The sequence below is a fragment of the Psychrobacter sp. 4Dc genome, assembly GCF_002836715.1.
Taxonomy (GTDB): domain Bacteria; phylum Pseudomonadota; class Gammaproteobacteria; order Pseudomonadales; family Moraxellaceae; genus Psychrobacter.
In genome coordinates this window covers 1-5,434 of record NZ_PJAT01000024.1, presented here as the reverse complement: position 1 = coordinate 5,434, position 5,434 = coordinate 1, and the positions used below count along the sequence as shown (strand labels likewise).

General features: G+C 38.7%; 6 protein-coding genes. 2 read left to right on the top strand and 4 right to left on the bottom strand.

Annotation, left to right across the window (positions count from 1 at the left end; all coding sequences use genetic code 11):
- Both CXF61_RS13980 and CXF61_RS01690 read left to right on the top strand, forming a co-directional pair.
- On the top strand, positions 1 to 341 hold a 341-nt coding region (locus tag CXF61_RS13980; RefSeq protein WP_193834159.1), incomplete at its 5' end, for a hypothetical protein.
- 17 nt (positions 342 to 358) lie between these two features.
- Complete coding sequence (locus CXF61_RS01690) at positions 359 to 790, top strand: protein-export chaperone SecB (RefSeq protein ID WP_165596934.1); 432 nt, start codon at positions 359 to 361, stop codon at positions 788 to 790.
- A gap of 121 nt (positions 791 to 911) precedes the next feature.
- Here the strand turns inward: CXF61_RS01690 and cas3 are convergent, their stop codons facing one another.
- The 4 genes from cas3 to CXF61_RS01670 form a co-directional block, all read right to left on the bottom strand.
- Positions 912 to 3,545: a CRISPR-associated helicase Cas3' gene (gene cas3, locus CXF61_RS01685; RefSeq protein ID WP_193834158.1), complete on the bottom strand. Its 2,634-nt coding sequence runs from the start codon at positions 3,543 to 3,545 to the stop codon at positions 912 to 914.
- Between the two features lie 185 nt (positions 3,546 to 3,730).
- A complete protein-coding gene (locus tag CXF61_RS01680; protein WP_165596932.1) occupies positions 3,731 to 4,048 on the bottom strand; it encodes a hypothetical protein in 318 nt (105 codons plus the stop codon).
- A gap of 10 nt (positions 4,049 to 4,058) precedes the next feature.
- Positions 4,059 to 4,349, bottom strand: a complete 291-nt coding sequence (locus tag CXF61_RS01675) for a hypothetical protein (RefSeq protein ID WP_165596931.1) — start codon at positions 4,347 to 4,349, stop codon at positions 4,059 to 4,061.
- Positions 4,346 to 5,434: tyrosine-type recombinase/integrase (locus tag CXF61_RS01670; protein ID WP_165596930.1), on the bottom strand; the 1,089-nt coding region annotated here is incomplete at its 5' end. The genes CXF61_RS01675 and CXF61_RS01670, both read right to left, overlap by 4 nt.

Below are 5,434 nucleotides of genomic sequence, written 5' to 3'. Positions count from 1 at the left end.
TTCTACAAGATTTCTTAGAGCTGCAAAATAATGCAACGGGACCTACTATAGATGAGTTTTTAGCAACCTTTTCTATCTCTACTAATTCTTTATTTGGACTAGTAGATAATTATGAAGATAGTTCTGTATTTGTTAAATATCTATTACCAACTAGTCAAAATTTAAAAGTTTCAAAAGCTATAAAAAGGGAAGCTATTGCGAGTTTTGAAAAAATTGAACATCGCCCTTTAGGAAAAGAATCTATTACTGAATCTTATAAGTTAAAAGGTAAGATTATGAGTAGAAAATCCTATGGATTTCAAATGAAGAGTATCGATAGTCCTTTTTGTAAGGTTGCATAAGGGTGTTAGGAAATTAAATGAATATACAATTAATCTCAACTAAAGCTGTTGCTATTGACCTATCACCCTTAGAAGATATTCTTGAAGGTGATATGGAAAACGAAACAAACTTCTCTTTTGACTTCAATCCTGTATTTGATGATAATTTAGAGTTTGCTAATAAGTTCTTGGTAGCTTACTTCGGTGAAATGAGAAGCTATAAAGAACAGTTTGAATGTAAAGTTGTATATATTGCAGAATTTGAAGTTGATGAAACAATAACTAGCGATTTCCTGAAAGGTAACTTCGCTTTAATCAATGCCCCAGCTATTGGTTATCCATATTTTAGAGCATTCTATTCTAATTTTTTATTGAATGCTGGTTATGAACCAAAAATTCTACCAACCATTAACTTTGTTCAATTGAGGGACGATAAGCTAAAAGAAATGGATAAACATCCTGAAGCGTAATGTTTTTTTCATTAAGCTCTTAATTTAAAGTAAGTTCTTAATGTGGATTGAAATACTTAAAATTGTATATGTATCTTCTAACGGCAATGACTGTCTTATCACAGTCATTGCCATTTTTTAGCTAAAACGCTTCTATAAAATCAAGCTTGCCATCTCCTACTATATTTAACCCCATATGCTCATCGTAGAACTTCTCCGACAGGGTAAAGATGCCTGTATCTCTGACTTGCTCTATAGCATGCTCTTGCTGCAACTTATCAAACATGTAAGGGAAAACGTTGACACTATATTGCTGCACTTCTCGTACCAGTTTATAAAAGTCTTTATCATTGAATTGTGTGCCATACAGCGCGGTAATCAATTTACGACCTTCATCACCATAAGATACGATAACGGCCTTGGTCGGGGCATCGATAGCCTTAAAAGCACGCCCTGCATCCATAAATGATTGCCACAACTTTGGGAACTGACCGTTTTTAAGCCTACTGGCATTATCATTATCGACCGCAGGATTGAGACTATTATTGCTTGTCCAACCAAATATAGTGTCACTGCCAAAAGACTTGCCATCCGTCTGCTTAACAGGATACGCCATTTGCTGTTTGGCAAAATCCGTTGTATAAAACACTTTAAAAAAGTCAGTCATAATATCGGGGTCAAGCAGATGTTTATCTTGATTTTCAGGTCGAGACAGAAGCGGTAAAATGTGATTCTCCATCTGTTCTTTACCCAGTTTAATGGTAGGCAATTTACTGAGACTTTCCTTATCAGGCTTGACGATAAAAACTTGCCCTTTGGTAGGCTTGCCATTCTCATCCCTCATTTCGCCATGACGATTACAACGTCCTGATGCTTGCGCGATGCTATCTAGCCCTGCTAAGAACCGAATCACTGATGCAAACGACACATCAACGCCCGCTTCAATAAGCTGGGTTGAGATGACCAAAGTCGGCAAACCTTGCTTTAAGCGTGCTCTAATTTGCGTAAGTAAGTCTTTACGATGACGCGCACACTGTCCTGTGCTCAAATGATATAGCTCATCTTCGGGCAGACTCTCTGCTAAGGTCTGATAAAGCTGGCTTGCCCAAATCTTGGTATTTACAATCACTAAGGTGCTGGCGTACTTATCAAAATTCTCGCTGATATAATCTGTCATACTGACTAAATCTTTGGGCTGTTCAGTATGGTCATGGATATCTACCCGTTTTAGAGTATCGAATAATTCCGTCAACTGGTCACGATTACCGATAATCTCTGTTGCTGAATTAAGGCTACCGTTATGTGCGATAGGCAAATGATTCAAAACAGGCTGGGTTGCAGTACATAGCACCGCTGTAGAGCTGGCATAACTGGTCAAAAAATTAATGGCGTTGCAGAATAAGTAATAGCAATTAATAGGTAGAGTTTGAATTTCATCAAATATCAGTACCGCACGGCTTAATTGGTGCAAACGTCTGACGCCTTTAGTGCCACCACCAAAACAGCTTTCTAAAAACTGCACCATCGTCGTAAATATAATAGGCGCATTCCAGTTATCCATAATAAGTTTGCTTTGCCATGTCTGCAAATCAGGTTCTAAGTTAGAGTGCTGCTCTAATACCCAATCTCCAGCGTAACTGCCATCAGCTTGCTTTTCTTCTAAAATATCTCGTACTTCTTGAGCGTTTTGTTCAATAATACTGGTAAAGGGGATAATATAGATGATGCGATCAAGATTGTGACGTTCGGCATGTTGCACAGCAAAGCGAAGGCTAGCAAGTGTTTTTCCGCCACCCGTAGGCACAGTTAGAGTATAGACACCTTGCTTTTTTTGCCCTGTCTCATAGCAAGTACTAGCAATGAGGTTGCGCTGATAGTTAATGGGATTAGCAGCGCTATTCTTGGCTTTATTGGCAAAACTCTCGTACAGCGCTTCGACTTTATCTATAGCGGCTTGCCAATTAGGGCGAGAATAATCTAAGAGGTGAGCTTGGCTTGGATATTCAAAGGCAATGCTGTTACTACGATCAGCATCAATAAGACAGCTAAATAGCATTCGTGTGTAAAAGCCGATATAAAAGTCTTTTTGTTTATCAGTTGATGACTTGTTATATAGTAAATTAGCGATAGCATTACTAAATTCTTTAAGCGTTTCACTTTTGACCTTTTTATCTAAGTGAATAAATAAATCGTTGTTTGTAGCATTCGTTAAAGTTTCTTGATAATGAGATTCGCCTTCTTCTTTTTGCTTACGGTTCTGTAGGTAGCGATGTCCTTCTTTATCGACGACGTTCACCATTCCACTATGATGAGATGCCACACAGATGAATAAAATATCGGCGAGCAGTTGCCCTTGGCCGACTGCTATATTCTGCTGTTTAACTTCATCCTTTATAGTTTTTGTTAATCTAAAAAATAGTTGGTAAAGGTGTATTGCGCCAGCGGTGGAGTGGTCAACTGAACCCCGTTTAGGTTTGCCTTTAAGCAGTATTTCAGCTTCTTCGTCTTCATCTAAGTCTTTATAGTTATCATAGGCGATGCTGTCTCTAATATAGGTCTGAAACGCTTCACTATATTTACCCAAATCATGTACCAGACCGATTAGCTCACCGGATAGTGGCAAACCAATTTTAGTCGCTAGAGTTTTGGCTATTTCTGCTGTACCAGTTAAATGGTCATAGAGCAATTGCTCGCTACCATCACTCTTACGCACATGCGCAATAAAATTATTCTTAGTATTATCAGGTTGCTTACTTTGAGTGTTAATATTTTCCATCGCTGTATTTAATCCAAATAATATTTCTTTAAAACGATTAAGCAACCATATCCTAATCGTTACAAAGTCACAATAAGAGAATGGAGTTAGAACGACAACAGTTGTCGTTAATTCTTTTAACGCCAACAAAAAAACCAGACGACCTAAGGTCATCTGGTAATTACTTTAAAAAATTATAATGATAGTTACTTACTATTATGTTCTCGCCATAAGGCATGCTTGCATACCTCACAACACCAACTCTCTTTTGATCGCATAAAAGAAATGTCTGCTGGTATCTCTAAAGGACAAACATAACCACAGTATTCACAGCGCACATCATCTAAATAAGCAAAACACTGACCTACGGTATCAAACATGATATGAGGACTGATGTTGTACTTCTGACAAACCGCTTTCACATGCTCAATAAAGCCACTCTCATTATCGTATGCCCAGTAATCACCACAGATTTTTAGATCACGTGCGTTCTGCGTCATATCAGGCTGAAGCTTTACACTCATAACATCCTCCTCAGTAACCATAGCTGATTTGTGGTAAGAGTCCGTATAGCTCACTCTCTAACTGATGACACATCTCTTCAAAGATATAGCCCCCACTAGCGTCTAAGCGCTTCTGTACCCATACGCGCAAAGCCATATGGTTATCGAAGCAACTATCCACACTTAAGAATCGAGCCAAACCATTGCCTGACTGAATATAGAGCTCACAAATCAAAGTGTTAGCAATACCATTAGCATCCTCGCTGACGTAGCCACTAGGTTTCAACTGCGCAAACAACTCATTGTAATTAATAACTTTCATTGTGCCTTCTCCTTGTCAGTAGGTAATGGAGCAATCTGACTCCGATTGACCAATGCCTCAAAAGCACTACCATCTTGACGGGTCATATTGGGCACATAGCGACTGTAAGTGTTGAATAGCATCTTAGTAGTAGAGTGTCCCATCTGACTGGCTATCCACTCAGGGCTTTCACCAGCTGCTAGCCAAAGAGTAGCTGCGGTATGACGCGTTTGATAGGCATTACGTTTCTTAAGCCCCAAAACCTTAAGAGTAGGGTGCCAAACCCGCTTATTCACATTGTTGTAATCTAAAGGCTCACCTGTATGCGCGCAAAACACATAATCTGAGCGCTCATAAGTGATTGCTTGTTGTTCTTTTAAAGCATCAAAAACCCAAGGTGACATTTGAATCGCTCTATAAGACTCTTGCGTCTTAGGGGGAACTATTTTGCCTTTAACCAACGCTTGCTTGATCACTATTTCGCGACGATTAAAGTCAATATTCTCCCACGTTAATCCATCAATCTCACTCGTACGCATACCTGTAAAGAAACGTACCAAATAATAATTGCGATAATCCTCTCTCACACCATTAATGAACTTCCAGACCTCCTCCAGTGTAAATGGCTGGATATCGGTTTTAGGCTCTTTGAGAGACTTAATGTCATCATAAGGGTTATCAAACTTGTAGCGTTTAGACGCTTCTTTTAGTATCATACCCAAAGGTACCATTATCGAATTGATGCGTGCCGCTGACAGATGTTTGTTAGCTTTTCCGTACGTTACTTTGGCGAGCGATGAACGGAAGGCTAATACATCTGTCTTTTTTATGATATGAATAGGCTTAGTGCCAAACTTAGGTAGTAAATACATATCAATAATTTCTTTAATCTTACGTTTGTAAGTATCACGCCATTCAATCTCTTTTTCAGAAAACCATAGTAGAGAAAACTGCTTAAATGAAGGAACGTTAGTATTAATACATTCCTTACGATCATTTAAAGCCATCATCTCCTCTGCTTTATCACTTTTCGGAAAATACTTAGCATAGCTAAATATGCCTAGAGTGATTTCTGCCTCCATCTGTTCAATTACCTTCTCAAGTTT

What these genes read in the sequence shown, in the direction of transcription:
- CXF61_RS01690 (WP_165596934.1), top strand. Translation starts at nt 359, where the DNA reads ATGAATATACAATTAATCTCAACTAAAGCTGTTGCTATTGACCTATCA.
- cas3 (WP_193834158.1), bottom strand. Translation starts at nt 3,545, where the DNA reads ATGGAAAATATTAACACTCAAAGTAAGCAACCTGATAATACTAAGAAT.
- CXF61_RS01680 (WP_165596932.1), bottom strand. Translation starts at nt 4,048, where the DNA reads ATGAGTGTAAAGCTTCAGCCTGATATGACGCAGAACGCACGTGATCTA.
- CXF61_RS01675 (WP_165596931.1), bottom strand. Translation starts at nt 4,349, where the DNA reads ATGAAAGTTATTAATTACAATGAGTTGTTTGCGCAGTTGAAACCTAGT.